The organism is Paenibacillus tundrae (assembly GCF_030812775.1).
Classification (GTDB): Bacteria; Bacillota; Bacilli; order Paenibacillales; family Paenibacillaceae; genus Paenibacillus; species Paenibacillus tundrae_A.
Genome location: NZ_JAUSTI010000019.1, coordinates 18,587 through 42,254 on the forward strand (window position 1 = coordinate 18,587; position 23,668 = coordinate 42,254).

The 23,668-nt window shown below is 34.0% G+C and carries 26 protein-coding genes and 1 pseudogene; 22 read left to right on the top strand and 5 right to left on the bottom strand.

What is annotated here, in order from left to right; translation table 11 throughout:
• Position 1: 1 nt before the first annotated feature.
• Complete coding sequence (locus J2T19_RS23965; RefSeq protein WP_307220325.1) at positions 2–811, top strand: response regulator transcription factor; 810 nt, start codon at positions 2–4, stop codon at positions 809–811.
• On the opposite strand, the pseudogene J2T19_RS23970 reads toward J2T19_RS23965, so the two are convergent.
• From J2T19_RS23970 to J2T19_RS23980, 3 genes and pseudogenes are all read right to left on the bottom strand, one after another.
• A pseudogene (locus J2T19_RS23970) lies at positions 812–1,075 on the bottom strand (YfbR-like 5'-deoxynucleotidase); the annotation flags it as partial.
• A 420-nt stretch (positions 1,076–1,495) separates the two neighbouring features.
• A complete protein-coding gene (locus tag J2T19_RS23975; protein ID WP_307220327.1) occupies positions 1,496–1,972 on the bottom strand; it encodes an NUDIX hydrolase in 477 nt (158 codons plus the stop codon).
• The gene (locus J2T19_RS23980; RefSeq protein WP_307220330.1) at positions 1,973–2,758 is read right to left on the bottom strand and encodes a helix-turn-helix domain-containing protein; all 786 of its coding nucleotides are present in this window, start codon (positions 2,756–2,758) and stop codon (positions 1,973–1,975) included. It abuts the gene before it with no gap.
• A gap of 298 nt (positions 2,759–3,056) precedes the next feature.
• Here J2T19_RS23980 and J2T19_RS23985 point away from each other — a divergent pair, with 298 nt between their 5' ends.
• The 18 genes from J2T19_RS23985 to J2T19_RS24070 all read left to right on the top strand — a co-directional run bounded on the left by J2T19_RS23985 (position 3,057) and on the right by J2T19_RS24070 (position 18,957).
• Positions 3,057–4,106, top strand: coding sequence for a thiamine-phosphate kinase (locus tag J2T19_RS23985; RefSeq protein ID WP_307220332.1), 1,050 nt, complete (start codon positions 3,057–3,059; stop codon positions 4,104–4,106).
• Positions 4,103–4,624: a dCTP deaminase gene (locus J2T19_RS23990; protein ID WP_307220334.1), complete on the top strand. Its 522-nt coding sequence runs from the start codon at positions 4,103–4,105 to the stop codon at positions 4,622–4,624. The genes J2T19_RS23985 and J2T19_RS23990 overlap by 4 nt, the downstream gene beginning before the upstream one ends.
• Positions 4,625–4,632: 8 nt before the next feature.
• Positions 4,633–5,166 (top strand): dCTP deaminase, encoded by a 534-nt coding sequence (gene dcd, locus J2T19_RS23995; RefSeq protein WP_307220337.1) that lies wholly within the window; start codon positions 4,633–4,635, stop codon positions 5,164–5,166.
• The gene (dcd, locus tag J2T19_RS24000) at positions 5,163–5,732 is read left to right on the top strand and encodes a dCTP deaminase (protein WP_307220339.1); all 570 of its coding nucleotides are present in this window, start codon (positions 5,163–5,165) and stop codon (positions 5,730–5,732) included. The genes dcd (J2T19_RS23995) and dcd (J2T19_RS24000) overlap by 4 nt, the downstream gene beginning before the upstream one ends.
• Positions 5,722–6,807: an undecaprenyldiphospho-muramoylpentapeptide beta-N-acetylglucosaminyltransferase gene (murG, locus tag J2T19_RS24005; RefSeq protein ID WP_307220342.1), complete on the top strand. Its 1,086-nt coding sequence runs from the start codon at positions 5,722–5,724 to the stop codon at positions 6,805–6,807. Before dcd (J2T19_RS24000) ends, murG begins: the two co-directional genes overlap by 11 nt.
• Entirely contained in the window at positions 6,804–7,433 is a 630-nt protein-coding gene (locus J2T19_RS24010) for a PIG-L deacetylase family protein (protein ID WP_307220344.1), read from the top strand. The genes murG and J2T19_RS24010 overlap by 4 nt, the downstream gene beginning before the upstream one ends.
• Positions 7,434–7,512: 79 nt before the next feature.
• Positions 7,513–7,761 carry an acyl carrier protein gene (locus tag J2T19_RS24015; protein ID WP_307220346.1) on the top strand — a complete coding sequence of 83 codons (249 nt, stop codon included), beginning with the start codon at positions 7,513–7,515 and terminating at the stop codon, positions 7,759–7,761.
• A 28-nt stretch (positions 7,762–7,789) separates the two neighbouring features.
• Positions 7,790–8,533 (top strand): TauD/TfdA family dioxygenase, encoded by a 744-nt coding sequence (locus tag J2T19_RS24020; RefSeq protein ID WP_307220348.1) that lies wholly within the window; start codon positions 7,790–7,792, stop codon positions 8,531–8,533.
• Positions 8,534–8,609: 76 nt separating this feature from the next.
• Positions 8,610–9,791 carry a radical SAM protein gene (locus J2T19_RS24025; RefSeq protein ID WP_307220350.1) on the top strand — a complete coding sequence of 394 codons (1,182 nt, stop codon included), beginning with the start codon at positions 8,610–8,612 and terminating at the stop codon, positions 9,789–9,791.
• A 77-nt stretch (positions 9,792–9,868) separates the two neighbouring features.
• Entirely contained in the window at positions 9,869–10,621 is a 753-nt protein-coding gene (locus J2T19_RS24030) for a WbqC family protein (protein WP_307220352.1), read from the top strand.
• A complete protein-coding gene (locus J2T19_RS24035; protein WP_307220354.1) occupies positions 10,575–11,726 on the top strand; it encodes a DegT/DnrJ/EryC1/StrS family aminotransferase in 1,152 nt (383 codons plus the stop codon). Before J2T19_RS24030 ends, J2T19_RS24035 begins: the two co-directional genes overlap by 47 nt.
• Positions 11,710–13,137 carry a class I adenylate-forming enzyme family protein gene (locus J2T19_RS24040; RefSeq protein WP_307220356.1) on the top strand — a complete coding sequence of 476 codons (1,428 nt, stop codon included), beginning with the start codon at positions 11,710–11,712 and terminating at the stop codon, positions 13,135–13,137. The genes J2T19_RS24035 and J2T19_RS24040 overlap by 17 nt, the downstream gene beginning before the upstream one ends.
• 35 nt (positions 13,138–13,172) lie before the next feature.
• Positions 13,173–13,898, top strand: a complete 726-nt coding sequence (locus J2T19_RS24045; protein WP_307220357.1) for a hypothetical protein — start codon at positions 13,173–13,175, stop codon at positions 13,896–13,898.
• Positions 13,899–13,939: 41 nt separating this feature from the next.
• On the top strand, positions 13,940–15,304 hold the full coding sequence (locus J2T19_RS24050) for a glycosyltransferase family 2 protein (protein ID WP_307220359.1): 1,365 nt from the start codon (positions 13,940–13,942) through the stop codon (positions 15,302–15,304).
• 20 nt (positions 15,305–15,324) lie between these two features.
• On the top strand, positions 15,325–16,335 hold the full coding sequence (locus J2T19_RS24055; RefSeq protein WP_307220361.1) for a glycosyltransferase family 2 protein: 1,011 nt from the start codon (positions 15,325–15,327) through the stop codon (positions 16,333–16,335).
• Between the two features lie 23 nt (positions 16,336–16,358).
• On the top strand, positions 16,359–17,348 hold the full coding sequence (locus tag J2T19_RS24060; protein ID WP_307220363.1) for an ABC transporter ATP-binding protein: 990 nt from the start codon (positions 16,359–16,361) through the stop codon (positions 17,346–17,348).
• Positions 17,349–17,380: 32 nt separating this feature from the next.
• Positions 17,381–18,163, top strand: a complete 783-nt coding sequence (locus J2T19_RS24065) for an ABC transporter permease (RefSeq protein WP_307220365.1) — start codon at positions 17,381–17,383, stop codon at positions 18,161–18,163.
• 8 nt (positions 18,164–18,171) lie between these two features.
• Complete coding sequence (locus J2T19_RS24070) at positions 18,172–18,957, top strand: ABC transporter permease (protein WP_307220367.1); 786 nt, start codon at positions 18,172–18,174, stop codon at positions 18,955–18,957.
• Positions 18,958–19,148: 191 nt separating this feature from the next.
• Here the strand turns inward: J2T19_RS24070 and J2T19_RS24075 are convergent, their stop codons facing one another.
• Positions 19,149–19,895, bottom strand: coding sequence for an alpha/beta hydrolase (locus J2T19_RS24075; protein ID WP_307220370.1), 747 nt, complete (start codon positions 19,893–19,895; stop codon positions 19,149–19,151).
• 57 nt (positions 19,896–19,952) lie between these two features.
• Here J2T19_RS24075 and J2T19_RS24080 point away from each other — a divergent pair, with 57 nt between their 5' ends.
• The 3 genes from J2T19_RS24080 (at position 19,953) to J2T19_RS24090 (ending at position 22,923) form a co-directional block, all read left to right on the top strand.
• Positions 19,953–21,137 carry a phenylacetate--CoA ligase family protein gene (locus J2T19_RS24080; protein ID WP_307220372.1) on the top strand — a complete coding sequence of 395 codons (1,185 nt, stop codon included), beginning with the start codon at positions 19,953–19,955 and terminating at the stop codon, positions 21,135–21,137.
• 90 nt (positions 21,138–21,227) lie between these two features.
• Positions 21,228–22,382, top strand: a complete 1,155-nt coding sequence (gene wecB / locus J2T19_RS24085; RefSeq protein WP_307220374.1) for a non-hydrolyzing UDP-N-acetylglucosamine 2-epimerase — start codon at positions 21,228–21,230, stop codon at positions 22,380–22,382.
• Positions 22,383–22,695: 313 nt separating this feature from the next.
• Positions 22,696–22,923, top strand: coding sequence for a helix-turn-helix transcriptional regulator (locus tag J2T19_RS24090; RefSeq protein ID WP_307220376.1), 228 nt, complete (start codon positions 22,696–22,698; stop codon positions 22,921–22,923).
• Here the strand turns inward: J2T19_RS24090 and J2T19_RS24095 are convergent, their stop codons facing one another.
• Positions 22,924–23,553 (bottom strand): YfbR-like 5'-deoxynucleotidase, encoded by a 630-nt coding sequence (locus tag J2T19_RS24095; protein WP_056695875.1) that lies wholly within the window; start codon positions 23,551–23,553, stop codon positions 22,924–22,926.
• Positions 23,554–23,668 lie beyond the last annotated feature (115 nt).

Below are 23,668 nucleotides of genomic sequence, written 5' to 3' on the forward strand. Positions count from 1 at the left end.
CATGTCAGTGAACTACAGAACCATTATTGTGGAGGATGAAGCACTTATCCGTCGTAACGTGTCGCGGAAGTTCAGCGAGTTGGGTACACGATTCGAGGTGATTGGTGAAGCGAGGAACGGACAGGAAGCACTGCAACTGATCGAACAGACGGTTCCTGATCTCGTCGTCACCGATATTCAGATGCCTGTGATGAATGGATTAGAGCTGGCGAAGCATCTGTATTTTGCCTATCCTCAAGTGAAAATTGTAATCCTAAGTGGCCATCATGAGTTTGAGTATGCACGTCAGGCGATCAGCTATAAGGTGGAGGATTATTTGCTCAAGCCGATCTCGGAAGACCAAATTCGTGGACTGCTGGATGCAATGGAGCTCAAGCTTGGGAATGTGGTTGATTCTCTCACGCATGTGAGCGCGGCAGTGGAGGAGCAGAGGAAGCCGGAGGATATCGCAGAGGCGGTCAAACTATACGTGAAGCAGCATTATATGCATGAGATCAGCCTTCAGGATATGGCGGGACAGATGCACTTTAGCGTGGATTATCTAGGTAAGTGTTTCAAAAAAGTAACGGGCGAAACTCCGCTCAAATATATGACAGGACTGCGAATTAACGAAGCGAAGCGGTTGCTGGTTGCGCATCAGAACCTGGACATTCAATCGATAGGCAAAGCCGTTGGCTACGCGGACTCTCATTATTTCAGCCGTATTTTCAAAAATAAAACAGGGGTATATCCGAGTGAATATCGGCAACAGTGTGCAGAACGAAAAAAAGCTTTGTCCCTGGATCATGAGAGCCATGGCGACTTGAGCTGATTATTCGGCGAGTGCCTCTTCAGTTATTTTGCGAATATCAATCGGGGAACGGATGCCTTCCTGAATAATGTCGGGGAGGATGTGATAGAGGGAATAGTGAACACAATGGAGGTCAATGTTCTTTATTTTGATCAGGGCATATCGATACATCACAATGAATTCTTTCTCCGTATTTCCCCGTTGTAATTCTGCAAAGGCTTCATATACCTGATCCATCTTGTCGGCAACTTCAAGAATAAGCCCTTCAACGGATTGATCTTTTCCAGAGAGTGCATAGTGTAGTTGTTAGTGGACTTTCTTTACTCACTGGTAAAACTATTCAAATCCATAACGGAAGTCATTTGATGATTAACGAGTGAATACTATGTTGTCAGATGTATAATAATGGGATAAAATAAACTTCAGACATAAACTTCTCAATTTAAGATTAGATTTAAGGTGATTTTTTTTCTATATAATACATCTTCCGGAAAGAATGCTTAGGATCAATAAGTGTAATTGTCCAAGCTACGATAGAAAAATAATTAATATCTCTATAAGTAAAAATGATACATTGGAAACTTGAATTTTTTCAACTTCCCATATATGGACGTAGTTTAGATAATCTATAAAAAATAGAGTCATGCATGTGTATCAAGCATAAACTCTACCGAAGGTTATAAAATTAAACAATTACTCTGAATTTCACCTACCTTTCCTATTAATATATGAGGTTAGGCATGCTCTCCCTACAGGGGTAAAAGAATGGGAATCATCTTTCAATATTTCCTCTAAAGCACAGAGTGATATCCATTGTACCTCATCGGTTCCGTCCCCTTTTGTAGTCAACGTTCCTGTGGCTTTGCAGATGAATACCATTCCCATGGAATCAACTTTACCTTTAATTGTTTGGTATACATCAAATGGTTGTATGGACTCAATTATTATATTCTCCTGAACTATAGTGATGTAGTCATTGGAACCCTGTACATGTGTAACCTCTAAGCCTGTTTCTTCGCGAATTTCCCTTTTCAAGCCTTCTAGTATGGATTCAAATTCCTCTAGTCTACCTCCTGGCAGTTCAAAGCTGTAACTTTCGCCTGGCTTGTCTCTTTTTTGAATTACAATTTCTATTTGACCCTCATGAATTCTTTCAATGATTCCTCGTATGTTTACCCACATTTAAACTCCACCTTTCAAACTTCTATTATTAATCATATTTCTTTGAAGCAAAGAAATATTGCGATACTCCATAGGGGTTTTTCCAAAATGTTTTTTAAATGTCATACTAAATTGGGAATTAGAAACATATCCAACTTTTGAAGCGATTTCAGCTATTGATAAAGTCGTATTTATTAATAAATTACATGCTTCTCGCATGCGTACAAGTTGCAGATACTGAATTGGCGATAAATTAAAGAACTTTTTGTAAGTATTACTTAGATAAACCGGATTGAATCCAATTAATTCTGCCAGAAAGTTTAGCGTGATTACTTCAAAATAATGATCATTAATGTAGCGGTGTATATAGACCAAACGAAAATCGATTTTCTTATGGCTCAATTGCATAGTCTTATATAGTGATCTAAAAAAACTCTCCTCCCTATTTGAACAATCGATAACATGTTTATCAATATTTGATATACATTTGTCAATTAAATTAGATAAGAGTATACGATCTTCTTTTTCGAATATTAGGAAATTGTCTATTGGGATAGATTCTTCAGTGCCAGTAGAGAAGACGACAGCTCTTATAAAGACAGTATCATTGTCTATATTCATAATTGAAAAGCTTCCTTTGCCCATAAAGGAAGTGTTCTCATACTGAATTTGAGAGTTTCCTACGGTTGAAATTAGTAATTTTCCATTACTTTCAAGAAGAAGTATTCTCTTCTCACTTGATAGTTGTAATGTTGAATCTACAGGGATTGCAATGAATGAGTAGGTTGCTGCTAAATCGATTTTCAAGGTGCTACCTCCCAAAGCAAATTACTTACTGCTATACATTGACACATTAGAATGCAAACCTAAGGCTTAGGAACTATAGCAACTGAATACTCAAGAAACATTCTTAATAAATGAAAGATATCACACTCCTTAAATTGAAATTTGAAGATATTATGATTTTACCTATAAGGAAATTTGTCGGCAATTATCAAAAATACAGTTTTTATCCAAAAACACATAATGTATTGTGTCATTCAGACAAAGGTGTTAAGTTGTTTGATATATTTTCCATTTCTAAGAAACAGGAGATGATCATACTTTGGATTTACAAACAGTTAAGGATGTAGGCGAAAAAAACTTAATTAAGACGCTCATAAAACCTCTTTTTAATCCACTAAATGATCCGAATTTATCAGGTGATGATTGTGCAGTGATAAAAGTAGGAGGAACTAAATTTTCTATTTGTCTTTCGACAGATCGTGTTCCCGCTGACCTAATTAGTTTTAAATTGGGGATAATTGACTACTTTGAATTAGGTTATTATTTGGCTGTTTTAAATATTAGTGATGTTTTAGCGAGTGGAAGTACTCCCACTGGTCTATTATTGAACTTTGCATTTCCAAATGAATTTGAAACAAATGATTTAAATGAAATTTTGCTAGGGGTAAAAAAAGCATGTGATGAATATGATTGTCCCGTAATCGGCGGAGATCTTAGTCACTCTATAGAATTGAGTTTAAGCGCTACTTCAATTGGTATTGTCGAAACAGAAAAAGTTTTGTATAGATCAGGAGCGAACAGTGGGGATTTAATCTATTGTTCAGATGATGTAGGTTTAACTTCCACTGCTTTTTATTACTTTTTAAAAGCGAAACCTATGGGACATAAACTCACTGAGGAAGAAGAAAATATATTAAAAAATCAATTTAAGAAAACAAAAGCGAGAAAGACGCTCTCTTTGCTTCTTTCAGGTTTTATGGGAAAAGCTACTGCAATGGATAATACAGATGGATTCTCACAATCATATTTAGAACTTTCTGAAATAAATAAGCTTAAAATGGAATTGGATTTTAGGCAGTTTCCTATACATCCATTGTCTTATAAAGTTGCTGAATTTTTAGAGATCGACATATCAGAAGTGATTCTGGGAGGAGGGGCAGATTTTCAATTTTTGGGAACTATTAATAAGGAGATTTATGAGAACCATAAAACAGATCTTGATAAAGAGAACGTTAGTATCATTGGGATTTGTTCATCTGGTTCAGGGCTTTACTTAAGAAAGTCAAGTGAGGAAGATTCCGTTCCTTTTAAAGCTAAGGGTTGGGATTACTTTAATATGAAGTTGGCAGAAGACTTGGAGGTTCTATGATCTTAACGGGTAAAGAAATTTTAAGACAAGTTAAACAAGATAATATAACTATTGAACCTTTTAATTCTAACCATATCAATCCGAATAGTTATAACTATAGAATTGGTAGAAAAATATTGAAAGTGGATAAGAATATTTCGTTAGGACAAACTTCACAAAATACATCTTATGAAACGATTCCTGAGGAGGGATATCTTTTAGAGCCTGGACAATTATATCTTGCAAGCACTCATGAAACAATTGGAAGTAATAGGTATGTTACTTCTCTGATTGGCAGATCTTCAATTGGAAGGTTGGGGTTATACTTACAGGTTTCGGCTGATTTAGGTAACCTTGGCCCTGCGCATAAATGGACACTTGAGCTAGTTTGTGTTCAACCTATTAAAATCTACCCTGAAATGGTAATTGGGCAAGTAAGCTTTTGGAAGCCTTATGGTGAAATTATAGAATATTCTGGAGAATATTCTGCGTACAACAATCCACAGTTATGTTTATTAAATACCTTATATAAAAAATAGGAGGCAACATGATTTTAACAGGACTTGAGATTTCTAAACAGTATGAACAGGGAAATATAACTATTGAACCTTTCTCATCAAATCAAATCAACCCGAATAGCTACAATTTTAGACTCGGATCCACTATCAAATGCTATAAAAATGATATTCTTGATCCAAAAGTTAAACAAGATACAATTGATATCGAAATAGGTAATGAAGGTTACGTGCTGGAACCCGATAAGATTTATCTTGGACATACAATGGAAGTAATGGGTAGTGATAAGTACGTTCCAATCATAAGAGCAAGATCATCTATTGCCAGAATGGGGTTGTTTGTTCATGTAACTGCTGATCTTATAGATATTGGCTCACATAATCAATGGACACTTCAACTTCATGCTGTTCAACCAGTAAAAGTATATCCTGGGATGATGATTGGTCAAGTGACGTTTTGGGAAGTTCAAGGAGAGATTGAATTATATAAAGGTAAATACCAAGGGTTAATGGGACCACAACCATCACAAGTGTATCGCGACTTTGAAATGGGTATTTCACTATGATCTTAGCTGATGTTGATATTATGAAATTAATAGAAAACGACAATTTGAGAATATCTCCATTCGATATTCAAAATTTAAGACCAAATGGAGTTAGAGTCCATATTTCTAACGAAATTATTACGTATGATCGAAATCAAACAATAGATATGAGCAAACCTGAAAAGTTAAGATATACAACTAATATCATTGATCCTGTCGCCGGCTTTATTCTAAGTCCTAATGAGTTTATTCTTATGTCCACATTGGAAACCATAAAGACTCCAAGGGATATAGTGGGATACTTGGAAGGGAGAAGCACGATTGCTAGGTTGGGTCTATCAATACACTGTACTTCTGGAATTATTGATAATCTATATGAAGAACCTCGGTCAATCATATTAGAAATTAAGAATAATGGTCCGTTGTCTATTAAGCTTTATCCGGGTTTACCGATTGGGATGATGTTATTTCATCAGTTGTCAAGTCCAGTTGAACAAGATGTGCAAAAACAATATTTTAGACAGGACAAAGTTACTGTCCCAAATTTAGAATTTATACATGAAGGAGGAGGGAAGATTGAAAAATAAAATAGTTTTAACTGGAGGAGGATCAGCAGGACATGTCACACCTAATTTATCCCTTATCCCAGACTTACAGAATGCGGGATGGGAAATTCATTATATTGGTACAAAAAAAGGAATTGAAAGTAAAGTGGTACCAAAAGATAGCGTAATATATCATTCAGTTAAAGCAGGGAAGTGGAGAAGATACTTTGACTGGAAAAACCTCACAGATATATTCAACGTATTTTTAGGAATATGCAAATCCACTCTAATTATCAGGAAAATTAAACCTAATGTTATATTCTCCAAAGGAGGATTTGTGTCTGTTCCCATAGTTATTGGTGGTTGGTTAAATCGTGTTCCTGTTATTTTGCACGAATCTGATTTAACACCAGGTTTAGCCAATAAACTTTCTACTCCCTTTGCACAGAATATCTGTACCTCATTTGCGGAAACATTAGATTTCTTACCAAAAAATAAGAGCATTCATGTAGGCTCTCCCATACGACAGGAATTGATAAGTGGTGATGCTTCAAATGGACTAAGCTATTGTGGTTTTGTTGAAGGAAAACCGATTCTTATGGTATTAGGTGGTAGTTTAGGCTCTGTAAAAATTAATAAACTTATCAGAGATAATATTAATGACATACTAAATAAATTTCAAATTGTCCATATTTGCGGAAAAGGAAAGCTGGATAAAGGATTTAATGAGATACAAGGTTATAGACAGTTTGAATATGTTCAAAAGGAGATGGCTGATCTTTTTAAAATAACGGATATTGCCGTTGGCAGGGCGGGTTCAAATTCAATATTCGAGTTCCTGTATTTAAAAATCCCTAGTTTGCTTATACCACTTCCTAAAACAGCGAGTAGAGGTGATCAAATTCTTAATGCTGCTATGTTTAGTGAACTTGGCTATAGCAAAATGCTGCAGGAAGAAAATCTCACCGATAAAGCATTTTTAGATGCTTTAGATGAGTTATTTCATGATAAAGAAAAATATATTCAAAAAATGATGAGAGCCAAGCTTCCTGATGGAAAGGAGAATATTGTTAAATTGATAAATCAATTTAATATCGAGAGGAATGTAATGCAATGATTAAAAAGAGAAACTTAATCATAACAGCTCATCCTGATGATGCAGAGATTACAATGGGCGGTACTATAAAAAAGATGACAACTTTAGGACATGAAGTTAAAAATTTAATAATATGCCTGCCGAGTGAACCTGAAATAAGAATTGATGAAGCAAAAAAATCAGCGAAACTACTTGGTATGGATGTGGAATTTTTAGAAAAAAATAAAACCTCAATTGCAGAGGATCATACACTATTCTATTTGATTACGAAATTAGACCGAGTAATTGAAGAATATCAACCCGACTCAATTTATACCCATTTTATTAAAGATAGTCATCAGGATCATAGAATAGTTGCTCAAGCTGTTCTTACATGTTTTCGTAAACATAAATGTGATCTTCTCTCATTTGAACAAATAAATCAGAATAATCTTATAACTAGTAATCAATTCATTCCTAATCTTTATGTTGATATAAGTGAATATTTTCAAGAGAAAATAAAATCATTGGAAATTCACAAATCACAAATGGTGGGACATATGACCCACTACCTAATAGATGTGGAGAAGTTAGCAGAGTGGAGAGGTCATCAAAGTGGTAATCGATATGCAGAATCATTTTTAATTATTCACAAAAAAGATTTCTAATTATTATTTAAGAATTTCGTTTTTGAATATGTAATTGTTACTCTATTGAATCATGTAGAAGACAAATGGAGGTCTTTATATGGAAGATTTAAAAAATATTATTTCAAACTTATCATTTTTAAATAAAGAGATTACTCACGATACAGATCTTCTTGAGGATCTAGGGTTTGATTCTTTACAGATTTTAAGATTATTGGTTGAAGTAGAGAATCATTATAATTTTCAAATTTCCTATGATGCTATTGATTATGAGATTTTCAAACGTTATCAAGACTTAGAACAATTCGTGATTAAGAAGATTGAAAAAAGTGACAGTAAGTATATTTAACTTATATCCATAAAAGGGGTGACAGTAATTGGAGAGTACAAAAACCGTTTTTAATGATTACTTTATTGACATTAATAGACCAGATTATGTTGAAAAAATACAAGAAGCGCTCAATGAGAAGGGACTTGTAACATTTAACCACGATTTTACAAGAGAAGAGTATGTAGAATTTACAAAAAAATTTGGGAGCGTTTATTTCCATAGAAAAAGTGATAGTGATGGAGCAGATGTAATTACAAATATGTATGAGAAGAATTGGTACAGGAAATTTACTGCTCGTACATTTGAATATCATACAGACCTCAGTAAAAATAAATTGCCTCCTTCCCTTTTGTTTTTTTATTGTAAGGAAGTGGATACTGTAGGGGGGGAATCCATTCTTTTAGATGGTAAAAAATTGTACTCTGAGTTGAAAGAAAATAATCCAAAGATGTTAAATGAATTATGTCGCCCAGGCTCAATTATTTTTGGAGAGGATCTGTTGCTAGGATCCTTTTATGAGAAATTGTCTGAAAATCGAATGTTGATAAGGTTTAGATACGACAATTTAATTTATTTTTCTATCTCAATAATGAACTTGATGCCTGAACTACAAGAGATGTTTGAAAAACAGACATTAACCTTTAAATTGGATTCTAATCAAGGATATATCGCTAATAATGGTTGGTGGTTACACGGAAGAAAATCATGGGAAGGTGACCGAAAGGCTTATCGAATGATGATTAATTCAGAAGAACCACAAGGTAAGAATCCTCTTGGTTTTTTAATTTAACTTTCGTTGAGAAGTATCTTATTGAAGAAGAGTATAAGAGACAGTTTGAACAAGATTTTAAGAGGAGGATATATGAATGTTAATTGAAGAAAAAAGAGGAATGACACCACTATCAGTATTAAGTGAACCACATGAAGAATTCACAGATGATAAAGTTTTGTACACAGGTAGGATTGCTAATTATAAAGGGATATTTAACAGAGAAGAGTTTTTAAGGATCGCACCTGCACCATGGACAGTTGATTTTCAATTGACAGCAGTATGCAATCATCATTGTGTTTTTTGTTCTTATGATGAAAGAAATAAACATCTACAAAAAAATAAACTGGATTTGGTTTTGAAAACACATCGTGAACTTTTAGAAATGGGAGCTAGAGGAATCATTTATACAGGCGGAGGAGAGCCGCTCTCCTGGAGAGATGGAGGGATGGATTTAGCTGACCTAATAAGAAGTATTGATTACGGTGAAAATTGTAAACCAAGTTTAGTGACGAATGCAGTAATGCTTCAAAAAATAATTAATCCAGACATACTTAGAAAAATGCACTTTATAGCGATAAGTGTGTATGCTCATACGCCTGAACTGTATAAAGAGGTTGTAAAAGTAAATGCCTTTAAAGCGCAAACTAAAAATATAAAAAAACTTATTCAGATGAAAAAGGATTATAATCTCAAATATCCCGAACTAAATTTCAAGATACTAATTAACCGAGTTAACTACAAATATTTACCTGAAATATATCACTTTTATAAAGAGTTAGGAGTAGAATACATTTTTATGCGTTGCGTCAATAATTTCGAAGAAGGACAAGATGTAGAGCTATCAGAATTACAGAAGGAAGAATTGGAGTCCTTGGTCAGAAAAAAAATGGATATAGGTGAAGAGTATGTCGATGATTTCTTAAAGAGTCTACTCCCCTCTAAAGATATAAAACCTGCTAGTAATTGTTGGACAGTTAAAATGGGTCACAATATTTTAATCTCAACAATTGGAGAATGTTCCATTGAAATCCCATATGGGGCAAAAAAAGAGTTTTGTATAGGGAATATTAATCACAACTCACTAAAGGAAATCTGGGGATCTGAACAACATCTGGATGTAATCAACAAACTTAACACTCAAATGCAAGGGCTAGGCTGTGATTTGCGGATGTGCAGACATCATAAATACAACAAAGTAATGGATGCTTTTTTAGCCGGCGAAGTAAATGCTCCAGATCAAAGTAAATTTGATATGAAACATGGATATTATTTATAAAAATGTTTTACGTATAAACGAAAAGTATTAGACCCTAATAAGTCGATAACGTAAATTTATTAATTAGAGGATGAAATATGTCAATTAAAACAGTTTGTATTCATCAGCCTAACTTTTTACCTTGGATTGGTCTTATCCATAAGATCTGTATTTCAGAAAATTATATTGTCTTAGATAATGTAATGTTTACTAGAGATCAATTCCAGCAGAGAAATAGTATCAACACAATGAATGGCCAGACAAGGTTATCTGTTCCTATAACAAAGGGGGATGGAGTTGGTCTAATCAAAAATATTGAAATCTCTGAACACTTTGACTGGAGAAAGAAGCACCTAGAAACAATATATTATTCTTATAAAAAGTCGAAATATTTTAATGAATTTTATGAAAGACTAGAACAAATTTATTCGCAAAACTACAAAAAGTTAATACATCTTAATGTCAATATTATAAATCATATATTAGATTATTTAAACGTCGATGCAAATATTCTTTTTGCATCTGATGTTGTTACGAGAGCTGATAAGACATTAAGACTAGTTGACCTTTGTGAGGCTACTGGTGTAAATGCTTACATTTATGGAGGGACAGCTGACTACATTGTCAAGGAAAAATTCATTGAAAAAGGAATAAGTTTAATACCTCAAGGTTTTATCCATCCCAGTTATGACCAGATGCACGCAGATCAGTTCACTTCTAATTTGTCTATAGTAGATTGGATTTTTCAGCGTCCTAAAAGTGAAATTATTGCTTACTTAGATTTGGAGAAGGAGAAGTTTAAAAGTGAAAAACTTAAAACCAATAACACACAATACACTTCCCTGGTTTAGTGAAATACAAAAGGAGGAATTTGCAGTAAGTTCACGAGAAATATTAGATTCCGGTCAGTTGATTTGTGGAAAATACACAAATTTATTAGAAGAGAAAGCCAAAAAGGTTTGTAAGACAAACTACGCTGTTGCAGTTTCTTCTGCAACAGCAGCAATTGAAATAATATTAAATTATCTGGAACTGAATGGTGAAGAAGTTTTAGTTCCGAATAACACATTTATTTCTACAATCTATGCTTTACGTAATGCCGGAGCTACGCCAATATTGGTGGATATTGACCCGAAGACATTCTGCATAGATATCAGTGATGTGAGGAATAAAATTACACCAAAAACGAGGGCACTGATCTTAGTTCACATTGCAGGATATATTCCTGAATATGTTACTGAACTTAAAGCGTTCTGCAAAGATCATAATATTACATTAATTGAAGATGCTTCTCATGCTTTTGGTGCGAGTTATCAGAATGATAGTGCTGGTGGGATTGGCTTTGCTTCAGCTATTTCCCTGTATCCAACCAAAATAGTTACTGGTGGCACAGGCGGGATTCTTACAACAAACGACGGGGGGCTTGCGGAATTTGCCCTATTATGCAGAGCACATGGCAATTCACCTAAAGGGATGAACTTACAAGTTTCACCGAACTGGTTTATAAGTGAATTCAGTGCTTTGTTATGTTTCTTGCAGATAAGTGAGCTTTCAGAAATATTGATACGGAGAAACAGAGTAGCCGATTCCTATGATCAGGTGATTAAAAGACACAAACAGTTATTTCAGACTCAGCCACATGATGATCGCAGAGTACATCCTTATTATAAGTATATTGTAAAAATTAGAGATAATATAATAAAAAAGAAAGATATCACTGAATTTTTCCGAAGCAAAAATATTGAATTAGGTCATTGTTATGAAACTACATTAAGTGAACACTTAAGTACTAAAAATATATTTAGAAATCAACAATTCCCGAATTCCCAGATATTTTCTTCTAACCATTTTACATTACCTTGTCATACTGGACTTACAGCAAAGGAAACTGACTTTATTTGTGAAACACTTGAAGAGTTTGTGGGGAGTCATGTATACAATGCGAATAAAAAATGAGGATTATATGGATATTACCAATATTTATAATTTATTTGAGAAGTGCTCTCGTTTATATATGGATAAAATTATGGTATATGAGTCAAATAATCAATATTCATATTCATATATTAGGAATCGCGTTTATTACAGAAGACGAGAACTTGAAAATTATGGGTTTAAGAAAGGTGACATTTTATTAGTTTGTTCTCAGGATCACATATCTATTCTCGAATTAATGTTAGCTTGTTGGTCACTCCAAGGCATTGTAGCTATTGTTAATTATGAGTTGAAAAGATTAGATAAAGAATTAATGAAAGAATATATAAATCCCAAAATGATTTATGAGGATAAAGAACTGCAAACATATTCTGTTACGCTTGCAGACACAATTACGCCTGATTTATGTAATGCAGCTTATATATCCTTTTCAACAGGTACCAGCAACAAACCAAAAGGGATTGTACATTCTCATAGAGGACTTATTTTAAATGCTAAGAAAATAAATGCCTATTTAAAACTTTCACATAATGATAAGTGTCTGAATCTTAAACCTTTGCATCATGTTGCTTCACTCTCTTCCTTAATTTTGCCATCAATAATGGCTGGGTCCGAGCTGCATTTTAAACGGAATGATGATTTACTCAGTACGACTACCTATGTATATGAAAAAAAAATTACTTTTATAGATGTCTCAGCAACTGTTCTTAAATATATTAGTTATTTTTCTGAAAGACAGGTTTTAGATTGTCCATTGAGAATCATCTCAGTAAATGGAGAACATCTATCAGCTGAAGAAATTACAAATATCAAAGAAAAATTCCCAAATGCTTTAATTTATTATGCATATGGTATGTCTGAAGCAGGTCCAAGGATAACATATTTGGATACAGATCTGTATCCAAATAAACTTGAAAGTGTTGGCAAGCCTTTAGAAGAGATAGAACTGTCAATCCTCAACCATGACGAACACAATCAATTGGAGGGGGAAAGGAAAATCGGGGAAATCGTTATTAACACGCCCTCACTGATGATCGGATATTACAAAAACAATTTATTGACAAATAAGATTATTGGTGATGGTCTGCTCAAAACTGGGGATCTTGGATACCTAGATAAGGAGGGATTCTTGTATGTACTTGGTAGAGTAGATGGTCAGATCTCAAGAGGAGGAGTGGCTATTTATCCATATGAGATTGAAGACATGATCAAAATGATGCCGCGAGTCACAGATTGCGTTGTAACTGAATCCAAAGACACAATGAATGGAAACAGAGTTATAGCCTTCGTTTCAGTGAGTGATCATGTCGAAGTTAAAGATATCTATAACTTTTGCAATTCTAACTTACCACTTTATTTAGTCCCACAATCTATCTTTATTGTTGATGAAATCCCAATGAAAAACGGTAAGCTCCTACGAACCAAGCTGTAGTTATATTTAAAAACTAGATAACTGGAGGTTAGTTTATGTTTAAAAACTTGTCTGAAGTAAGAGATTGGATTTCTCATAACTATGATGATAGGAAAGATATAATGGAGCAAATAAAGACTATACTGGAACCTCTGAGTGGGAAAAAACAAGTTATTAAGCTACTTACTTCGTTACTTAAAGATGACATGTGGCTAGAGGAAATTGCACAGCGTTCTTACACACATATCAATGGTTTTGACAAGCTCGTTCTGATTGAATCAAAAGAACCAGAGTATAAACTTAGACTTCATATCTGGTGGCCAGAACATTTTGTTAATCATATTGAGCATATTCACAATCATCCATGGCACTTCAGCTCACGAATTTTAACAGGAAATTTGAGGTTTCAAACATTTAGAGAAACAAGTGCTACTGAGATAGCGCCGCTATACCACCACCAAACGTTTCCTCCAATCCCAGGGGATAGTGGTCATATTATCAAGCGAATAGGTACTAAAAAGCTGGATATTGATTTTGATGGCACTATTTCTGCAGGGTCATTTTACACAATGCACAAAGATATAATGCATAGGGTGATTAAGATAAAGGAAGAAACCAATTCTACACTTTTATTACAGGGTCCTTTTGGTGAGGGGATATCCAATTTGTTTACGGATCAAGATTATGTTAGTCCAGAGAAGACAACTCTTAAATTCTTTGATAAAAATATTGTCAAAAATAAAATTGAAAGATATATAAACGTCTTAATGCAGCACAACTAGAAGATCATCATCATAAAAATTTTTCACAAGGAGGGTGAGCTATGTTTTCGTTTATAATTCCTACGTACAATTCAAAAGACTACTTGTACCAATCTTTAATTTATCTTAGTAGTCTTAATAAACCCAAAGGTATCTCTTTTGAAATTATTATTGTTGATGACGGATCGAATGACAACACATACAGTATATTGAAGTATTTCCCGATTTTAATGGAGTGTATACAATATATCTATCTTCCACGGGATCGTAATTCTTGTCGCTCGCGCACACGTAATGAAGGAATAAAGAGGAGTAGTGGAGAGTACCTAATTTTCCTTGATAGTGGAGTACTTGTCCCACCTATTTTTTTAGAGAATCTACTGAAAAAAAATCTTATTAATGAAAAAACAGTCATATTACATTATGTCTATGGTTTATATGTGATTCCTGATAACGAAGATACTTCATTACTTAATGAAATGACCCCGCATAACATGACATCTGTATCTGAGAAGTTGAGTTTGAAGTCTGATTGGCAGGATAGTAGAAGCAATTTGTTTCAATTAGTTAATAACGATCTCAATAAGCTCCCTTCTCCTTGGACGATAGGATATACATGTTCACTTACTGTGCCTAAAAAGCTCTGCTTAGAAAGTGGATTGTTTGATGAAGACTTTAAAGGTTGGGGAGCAGAGGACAGTGATTTCTGTTACAACCTTTATGAGAAAGGAGCGAGCTTCATATCGGAGAGGGAATCCTTTGCTTTCCATCTTCCTCATCCTCCAAACAGTAGCGACACATCAAAAAGATTACACGGATTAGAAAATAGAAGGAGATTGCATAGGAAAAGGTTCAGAATGGATACCGAGTTGCTCATTTTTTTGTCCAGTAGATTACAACATTTTATGATGGGATATTTTCAGAATCTTATTATAGAAGATCTAATCCCTAATTATGAGCGTGATGTATATGGATGGATAAATAAAAAAATTATACTTGGGACTACTCATTCGCTTTTAATAGGAACAAGTAGTATGAATACATGTCGTCAGTTAGAAGTTAGCGATGTTTTTTTGCAAAATGTATCGTTAGTGAAAGAGTTTGAAGAAATGTTCAGGGATAGGAAATCTAAATATTTATTAGGGTGCGACACTCCATACCATGAAGATCATTTTGATTGTGTTATTGTTACAGACTTTTTCAGATTACTTACTCCCGTTCTTATGAAGGCTTTTTTTCACGAACTACAGCGAATAAGTAAGAATGCATACTTTATATTTACGGCTGATTATGAACCTAAAAGTATATACTGGGCACGATATGAAGAATTAAATGAAGTCATTGAGGAATTAAACTTCAACTTTGATGTTGTTGAACAGCTCGACAAACATACTATATTTACACTCAAACAAAAAGCTTCATCTTAAAGGAGGGTAACAAAGATTTTATGAAAAAAGTATCCGTGATTATTCCTACTTATAATAAGGCCGAGTATTTGGATTTGACATTATCATCATTTATAAATCAAACTTACAAAAATTTTGAAATTATTATTATTGATGACGGAAGTGAGGATAATACATTAGAAGTAATAGGTCAATACGAGGATTTATTGGATATAAAGAGAATTAGTCATCTTAATCAGGGTAGAGCCTATTCACGTAATCGTGGATTGGATATATCCACTGGAGAGATAATTTTGTTTAACGATGATGACCGTATAGCATCTCCAAATTTTATTGAAACCCATCTGAATGCACATCTCTATAAAAATTACAACATCGTAATAGGGTGGAAGCATAATCTACTTAGCATATGGAGTAGAGATATTTCAGTACCTATGGATGAATTGGCATATTTGGCAAAGAAAAACCCTCATATTTATGATCTGAATAAGAAATATGGAGAGGAAGATTATCACTACTTAGTTAGCCAAAAAGATATTAGAAATTTCGAATTAGCGAGGATGAAGACATTCACTTGTGAAAACGGGAAAGACAACTTCTCCAAATTACTTGATTATTATAAAAATAACATTGACCAGTTTCATTTTCGTTGGTTGATCGGAACAACAGCAAATATGTCTGTTAATAGAGAATTGTTAGAAAGAGTAGGCTTATTTGATGAGAATTTTGTGGGATGGGGTATGGAAGATACTGAACTGACGTATCGTATGATTAAAGAAGGTGGAGAATTAGTGTTAGAAAGAAAAGCAGTTAATTACCATCAATATCATCGTAGGGATAACAATCAAAATATAGTTCGTCCCCAATTGAAAAAAAACATTCAGTACTTTTGTGCGAAGTATGATAATTTAGATTGTTACTTGTATCATAGAAGTTTCGACAAAAAAATAACTCTCATTGAAGCTAATGAACTATTAGATGCTATACAAAATAATAAAGAAATAATACATGAGTTAAAGAGTGTGTATGCTGAATATTATAAAGAAAATTAAGGCAGAACATTAGGGAGGAAATAATGGAAGTTATTAGAGTTAAGAACTTAACAAGAACTTTCAGACAAGCGATAAAGGAGCCTGGAATTAAAGGGGCAATAAAGCATTTATTCCAGGGGAAATATGTAGATAAAAATGCAGTTAATAACATCAGTTTTACTATTAATAAAGGGGAAGCGGTAGCTTATTTGGGGAAGAATGGTGCTGGAAAATCTACCACAATTAAAATGCTAACGGGCATACTTAGACCTACTTCTGGTGAACTTTTGGTTAATGGTATTCAACCTCACAAGAATAGGCTTCAATACACTAAGGAAATAGGAGTGGTTTTTGGTCAGAGAAGCCAGCTGTGGATGGATATACCTATATATGAATCCTTTAAATTATTGAAAGATATTTATGGTATTTCTAATACTGTCTTTCAAAAAAAATTATCGGATTTTTCAGAAATGCTTGATCTAAATGATTTCATTCATCTTCCAGCGAGAAAGATTTCCTTGGGTCAAAGGATGAAAGCAGATCTTGTTGCATCCTTGCTCCACAATCCCAAAATTCTCTATTTAGATGAACCAACTATTGGACTTGATATTGAATCTAAAAATAAAATCAGAAAATTTATCTCTTACCTCAAGGATTCATATAATACAACCATTTTGTTAACAACTCATGATCTTGCAGATATTGAACAAATATGTGACCGTTTAATTCTTATTGATGAAGGTAGAATTCTTTATGATGGGACTATTAAACTTGCTAAAGAGAAATATGCTAACTTGAAAAAACTTCATGTAACAATAGAAAAAGATGACCCTAAACTTCTAATAGGATTATCTAAAATAAACAGTTTAACAATTGAGAGCAAAATGAAAAACAAAATATCAATCACTTTTAATCAACATGAGGTAACATCTGGTGAGATAATAACTCAATTCATCAAGTACACACAGATATATGATATTAGTATTGAGGAACCATCGATTGAAAATATTTTGGAGCTTATGTATTTACAGTAAACAAAAATATACTGAAACAATTGAGGTAAGTCATGAAAAAGTATATCGCTGTGGTTAAATGTTCTATACAGCTCACTATCGCATATCGTACAACGTATATTATAAATATTTTGTTTAGTTTGGTTTCGGCATTGTTATTACTATGTTTGTGGGATGCAGTATACCAAGGCAAAAGTGAGCTAATGAATTTTAGCTGGGAAGAAATGAAAGCTTATATAATGATAGTATTCATAATTAATACCGATCTATATTCAGAACATCGCTGCTCACGGAAAATTTTAGATGGTTCAATTATTATGGATTTAATCAAACCCGTACAACATCAAGAATATACTTTATCTGAAATTTTAGGATCCATTCTTGTAAGTATTACTTTAAGTATTGTTATAAGTTCTATTATATTTATGGTTTTTGGGATGTACACCCCAGATCACGTTCTAGTGTGGTTACTTTTTATTATAAGTTTAGGCTTGGCCTTATTCATAAAGTATCTCATAATATTTGTTTTCTCTCTTTTCTCTTTTTGGACACATAACGTAACAGGTACCCTTTGGACTAGAGTAGCAATAACTAATTTTTTCTCCGGTGCATTGATTCCTATCAGTTTTTTTCCAGAATGGTTGCAAAGAATAGCACTTTTATTGCCTTTTCAAGGGATTATCAATACTCCTGTCATTATTTTTACGATGCAAGTAAGCTTCAATCAAATGATATTGTCGATCTATTTGCAGATATTATGGATAATTGTTATCTGGATAGTTGCTAAGTTTTTATTTAGAATATGTATTCAGAATATTGTTATCAATGGGGGATAGTATAGACTTTGAAACATTATATTTGGTTATATTTGCGTATGCTTGCAGTCAATATAAAATCTCAACTAAGCTTTAAGGCTGACTTTTGGATTATGTTTCTTAGTGGGAGTCTAAGTCAAATTTTAAATATAATATTTATTTTTGTTCTTTTTAATAGGATTCCAACATTAGCTGGGTGGGACATGTGGGAGATTGCTTTTATGCTGTCCCTCTTTTATATAACTGAGGGATTAGCTTCAATTTTCTTTGAAGGTACATGGAGCCTTCCGTCCATTGTTAACCGCGGGGAGTTTGATCGTCTTTTATTAAGACCTATTCCAACTGTCATTCAAATATTTACACTCGGATTTGGTCCACAAGGAGTTGGAAACGTATTGCTTGGTCTAACTATTCTGGTATATTCCTTCAAAGAGACCGCAATGGAATTAACCCCAAGTAATATAGTTTTATTATCGTTCTCGATTTTATTTGGGGTGATTATAAGAGTAGCTATAAATTTAATTACATCCATTACATCTTTTTGGACCAAAAATGGAAATCCTATAATGATGGCAAGTAATAGTATCTTAGAATTCTCTAAATATCCAATATCTATATATATATTACCAATAAAAATTCTTTTGTTATTAATACCATATTCTTATATTACTTTTATTCCTGCTGCTCTTTTCTTTGAGAAAGAGTTTTGGAAGTATCTTTTTTACTTATTTCCGGTTGTCACCGTATATATCATACTCGTTGCTAAATTAGTACTTAAGTTGGCTCTTAATAAATATGAGAGTTTCGGTAACTAAGCATTAGGAGACAAGCACTTGTCACGGTACCAGACTTGTATAAGAAGCTTCGTATTAATCTTCTTATACAAGCGTGCAGATTTATATAAGGTTCGTGGTATACTTCTTCTTCTGTTTTTTAAACCAGAGCCGAACAAGATTAAATTATTATTTGAAGATGTAGCTTCCTGTAACTTAAGGATATACCTAAGTTAGTTGGATTGTAACCATTCAATGATTCGATCTGTTATGTCAAGATTTATTTGATGTCCAGAATTAGGAGATTCAATATATGTAATCTGTTTGGAATGGATCGAATAATCATCTAAAACGGTCTTATAGAAGTAACGTTGAGAATAAACGGGAATAATGAAATCTGATTGTCCATGAAATATCAGAATTGACCTAGGAACCATTTTTGAAATTAGATTTATAGGGTCATTTAATGAGATGAGATTGAGTAACTTTTGATTTTCTTTTAAAACCGTTCTTGTGCTGAATTTTGCGAGTAATTCCTCATTCTTCTGCCAAGCAAGACAACTGTTTACAGCGATGAGCCCTTTAATGAACGGAAACTTTGTAAATAGTACAGAGGCTATGTATCCACCCATAGAGTACCCTTGAATATAGAAATTCTCCTTAATCACAGTTGGATATTCGACAATCAAATTTATTAACTCTAATGATTCATCTATAGATTCAAAAATTGTATTCCATTGGCATATCAATTCTGCATTGTTGTTATCCTTTTTGATTCGCGCTCCGTGATTTGGCAGTTCAGGCACAATAATTTGGTAGCCAGCTTCAGCAATACGAGAGCAAAAAGGGATTGAGTTGTTCATTTCAGAGTTCCAACCGTAATAGTGAAGTATAGTTCCTTGTATTTTCTTTTTAGTAGGTTGAATAAAAAGAAAAGGTATCCCCAGTACTTCCCTTTTTTCAATATTAATTTGAAACACCCCGTATATGTAATGTATTGGATCTAATAGCTTAATTATACTATGGAGGGGAATTAATTGAAACAAGATTTGACTATTGAACAGTTAGGGAAAATAAAGGTACTTTTGAATGAGTTATATTTAGAAAATGATTTTTATCGGAATTTATTCATAGAGAAAGATATAGACCCTGGAAATGTTGATTGTGAACACTTCCTCCAATTACCTGTTATCACTAAAGATGTTATTAGAAAAAACGAAGGCGATTATTACTCCAAAAGTGATGAGGCATATTATGTAGAATACACCACTGGTTCAACGGGGGTGCCATTAAGGTGTTTAAAGACAAAACGAGAAAAATTGATCTCGACTTTGGCTATCTGGCAAGAACGAAGACGATGGGATCCTGAAGTCAACATTGAGAATTATGTTAGTTTATTCGGTAGAGATGATACGTCGTTCAATCCTTTTGATTTCTCTGAACAAAATATGATTTATAGCTTCAACGAATTGTTATCGCTAAATCCACGTTGGCTAAGTGCTCCAATTACAGCTCTATTAAGATATGCAAAGTTAATAAATGAATGCATAATTAAATATGATAAGAAACAAATTAAATTTATTGAGCTTATAGGGGAATATGCTGAACAGTCAGAAAGAGAGATAGTAGAACATGCTTTTGGTTGCAAAACTATTTTGCACTATGGTTTGAGAGAGACTTGGTTCGCATGTTACGAGTGTCCGGAAGGTAACCTCCATGTGAGGGAGGACTTATTTTTTTTAGAGCAAGATAATTCGAATAAACAAATCCAAGAGGGCATGAATGAAATTTTGATTACAAGTTTTTTTAACAAAAAGATGCCTATTATTAGATATAGTACAGGGGATTTAGGGAAAGTTGAACGTATGCCTTGCAAGTGTGGCCAACATACTCAAGTTTTAAAACTAGCAGGTGGTAGGAAAGCGGGGATAATAAAGGGGCCTAATGAAATGCTAGGAGATATGTTTTTCAAGCGTATTATTCGTTCTCTTATTGAAGATGGAGATGATTCTATCGAAACTTTTAGAGTAGAACAAAATTCTATTGACCAATTTACTTTTTTTATAGTTCCAAATGATCAATTTAACGATAGTGTAAAATCAAAACTTGTGAAAAGAGTAAACGAGAAGATAAAAAGAAAAGTAACAGTAAATATAATTACTGTTAAAACTATTCCTGTATTAACAAGCGGGAAATTCCAAGTCTTTAAATGTCTCTGTTAGAAGATTTATAAAGAGTATAATCTTTGATTAACATTCTCTTTTTATGGTATTATCTAGTTGAATTTCTAAACATTTATAGGGGGTTATGATGTGGGGAAGAGAAAAATTATGGTTCTGTTTGGAACTAGACCTGAGGCAACTAAGATGTGTCCCGTTATTCAGGAATTAAAAAAGTACACTGAGTTTTTTGAAACAAAAGTTGTGACTACAGGTCAGCATCGTGAGCAACTCTATCAAGCGCTAAATCATTTTAATATAACACCGGATGTGGATCTTGCATTAATGAAAGAAAACCAGTCACTAGCTTACTTCACTTCTGCAGCTATAGCTGGATTAGACAAAGTTGTGTCAGAGGATATGCCTGACTTAATTTTGGTTCATGGTGATACTCAAACAGCACTTTGTGGTGGGCTTGTAGCTTTTTTTCATAAGATACCTGTTGGACATGTTGAGGCTGGACTGCGCTCTCATAATAAATACTCACCATGGCCTGAGGAGGTAAATCGCAAGATTGTTGATGTTGTAACCGATTTGTTATTTGCTCCAACATCGATCTCTAAAGAAAATTTATTAAATGAAGGATACAGTAATGAGAACATTTTTGTTACAGGACAAACTGCAGTAGATGCAGCGTTATACACTCATAAGGAAGATTACGAATTCAAAAATACTATTTTAAAGAGTATTCTTGGTAATGGTAGTCGAGTAATAACACTGACAGCCCATCGAAGAGAGAATTACGGGGAACGTATGGAGAATATGTTTAATGCTATCCGGCGTATTGTTAATACTCACCCCGATGTAAATGTGGTTTATCCTGTTCATTTGAGTCCGATTGTGCGTGACAAGGCTTTCGGAATGTTATCTGGGCATGACAGAATACACTTAATAGATCCGTTAGAGTATCCTGACATGATTAATCTTATCTCTCGTTCTTATTTAATTATTAGTGATTCAGGAGGTTTACAAGAAGAAACTCCTGTTTTTCGAAAACCCCTTGTTTTAATGCGTGATACTACAGAACGACCAGAGGCAGTCAATGCGAATGCAGTTTATTTGTCTGGAACAGATGAATCAGCAATTTATAACATAACGAATCAACTATTAGGCGATTCAGAGAGTTACAAAAGAATGACTGATATAAATAATCCATTTGGTGATGGCATGGCATCTAAACGAATAGTAGAAATAATCACTAAACATTTCGGATTTGCCTCAGACCTTCCTATAGAGTTCAAAGGATGACTCGTAAGATAGTATAAAAAAAGTATTCAAGATTGTTGCATTGTTATTGATTCACATTTACATAGGTCTTCCAAAATAATAAAGGGAGACCTTCGCTTCATTAAATAATGCATATGTTAAGTACCAACAAGATTAAAGATTTAAAAAAGCTAAATTTGACATGTAACTAGAACTGGTCTGAAGAATAATTAAAACAGTAGGACATACTGAAAACAGTTTAATTGTTATGCAACTTACATAAATAAATTTATAATTCAGATCATTTCGACTTGCTTATGAATCCTATTTGCGATTCAGATGAGATAGGTGTTTTTTGGAGAAAGCTGAGGAAGACTGGGATATCGCAGAGGCGTTTAAACTGTACGTGAAGCAGCATTACATGCACGAGATCAGCCTTCAGGATATGACGGGACAGATGCATTTTAGCGTGGATTATCTGAAAAATAAAACAGGGGTATATCCGAGTGAATATCGGCAACAGTGTACAGAACGAAAAAAAGCTCTGTCCCTGGATCATGAGAGCCATGGCGACTTGAGCTGATTATTCGGCGAGTGCCTCTTCAGTTATTTTGCGAATATCAATCGGGGAACGGATGCCTTCCTGAATAATGTCGGGGAGGATGTGATGGAGGAAATAGTGAACACAATGGAGGTCAATGTTCTTGATTTTGATCAGGGCATATCTATACATCACAATGAATTCTTTCTCCGTATTTCCCCGTTGTAATTCTGCAAAGGCTTCATACACCTGATCCATCTTGTCGGCAACTTCAAGAATAAGCCCTTCCACAGATTGATCTTTACCTTCACGCAGTTGACGACGGAATATGGCTTGGAACTCTTCGGGAATGTTCTCGTTGATAAAATGCTCAACCATACCTTCCTCGACTTGCTGCAGCATTGCACGAAGCTCAAGTGAATAATGCTTGACCGGAGTTTTGATATCTCCGATGAAGATCTCGCCGTAATCATGGCTGCTAGTGATCTCGTAAAGCTTTTTCCAATCGATGGCTACGCCGTTCTGTTCTTCAATATCCGCGAGCGTTTTGGCATATTGCACGACTTTCCATGAATGTGCGGAGACGCTATGTTCCTCAAACTTGAATTTGCCTGGCGTTCGGATAATGCGTTCTAGATCATTCAGCGATCTGAAGTACGTGTGTATTCCCATATAAGCGATCATCCTTTGGTCGTTAGATATGTTAAGGCATGGTTCGACTATACGACTTCTATGTAAACGGGGGATTAACGCTGAGGTTGTGAAAGGTAAAAGGTCATAATGTAAA

What these genes read in the sequence shown, in the direction of transcription:
- J2T19_RS24045 (WP_307220357.1), top strand. Translation starts at nt 13,173, where the DNA reads ATGTTTAAAAACTTGTCTGAAGTAAGAGATTGGATTTCTCATAACTAT.
- J2T19_RS23975 (WP_307220327.1), bottom strand. Translation starts at nt 1,972, where the DNA reads ATGTGGGTAAACATACGAGGAATCATTGAAAGAATTCATGAGGGTCAA.
- J2T19_RS24010 (WP_307220344.1), top strand. Translation starts at nt 6,804, where the DNA reads ATGATTAAAAAGAGAAACTTAATCATAACAGCTCATCCTGATGATGCA.
- J2T19_RS24040 (WP_307220356.1), top strand. Translation starts at nt 11,710, where the DNA reads ATGCGAATAAAAAATGAGGATTATATGGATATTACCAATATTTATAAT.
- J2T19_RS23990 (WP_307220334.1), top strand. Translation starts at nt 4,103, where the DNA reads ATGATCTTAACGGGTAAAGAAATTTTAAGACAAGTTAAACAAGATAAT.
- J2T19_RS24050 (WP_307220359.1), top strand. Translation starts at nt 13,940, where the DNA reads ATGTTTTCGTTTATAATTCCTACGTACAATTCAAAAGACTACTTGTAC.
- J2T19_RS24065 (WP_307220365.1), top strand. Translation starts at nt 17,381, where the DNA reads ATGAAAAAGTATATCGCTGTGGTTAAATGTTCTATACAGCTCACTATC.
- J2T19_RS24015 (WP_307220346.1), top strand. Translation starts at nt 7,513, where the DNA reads ATGGAAGATTTAAAAAATATTATTTCAAACTTATCATTTTTAAATAAA.
- J2T19_RS24055 (WP_307220361.1), top strand. Translation starts at nt 15,325, where the DNA reads ATGAAAAAAGTATCCGTGATTATTCCTACTTATAATAAGGCCGAGTAT.
- dcd (WP_307220337.1), top strand. Translation starts at nt 4,633, where the DNA reads ATGATTTTAACAGGACTTGAGATTTCTAAACAGTATGAACAGGGAAAT.
- J2T19_RS24095 (WP_056695875.1), bottom strand. Translation starts at nt 23,553, where the DNA reads ATGGGAATACACACGTACTTCAGATCGCTGAATGATCTAGAACGCATT.
- J2T19_RS23965 (WP_307220325.1), top strand. Translation starts at nt 2, where the DNA reads ATGTCAGTGAACTACAGAACCATTATTGTGGAGGATGAAGCACTTATC.
- J2T19_RS24030 (WP_307220352.1), top strand. Translation starts at nt 9,869, where the DNA reads ATGTCAATTAAAACAGTTTGTATTCATCAGCCTAACTTTTTACCTTGG.
- J2T19_RS24060 (WP_307220363.1), top strand. Translation starts at nt 16,359, where the DNA reads ATGGAAGTTATTAGAGTTAAGAACTTAACAAGAACTTTCAGACAAGCG.
- dcd (WP_307220339.1), top strand. Translation starts at nt 5,163, where the DNA reads ATGATCTTAGCTGATGTTGATATTATGAAATTAATAGAAAACGACAAT.
- J2T19_RS24025 (WP_307220350.1), top strand. Translation starts at nt 8,610, where the DNA reads ATGTTAATTGAAGAAAAAAGAGGAATGACACCACTATCAGTATTAAGT.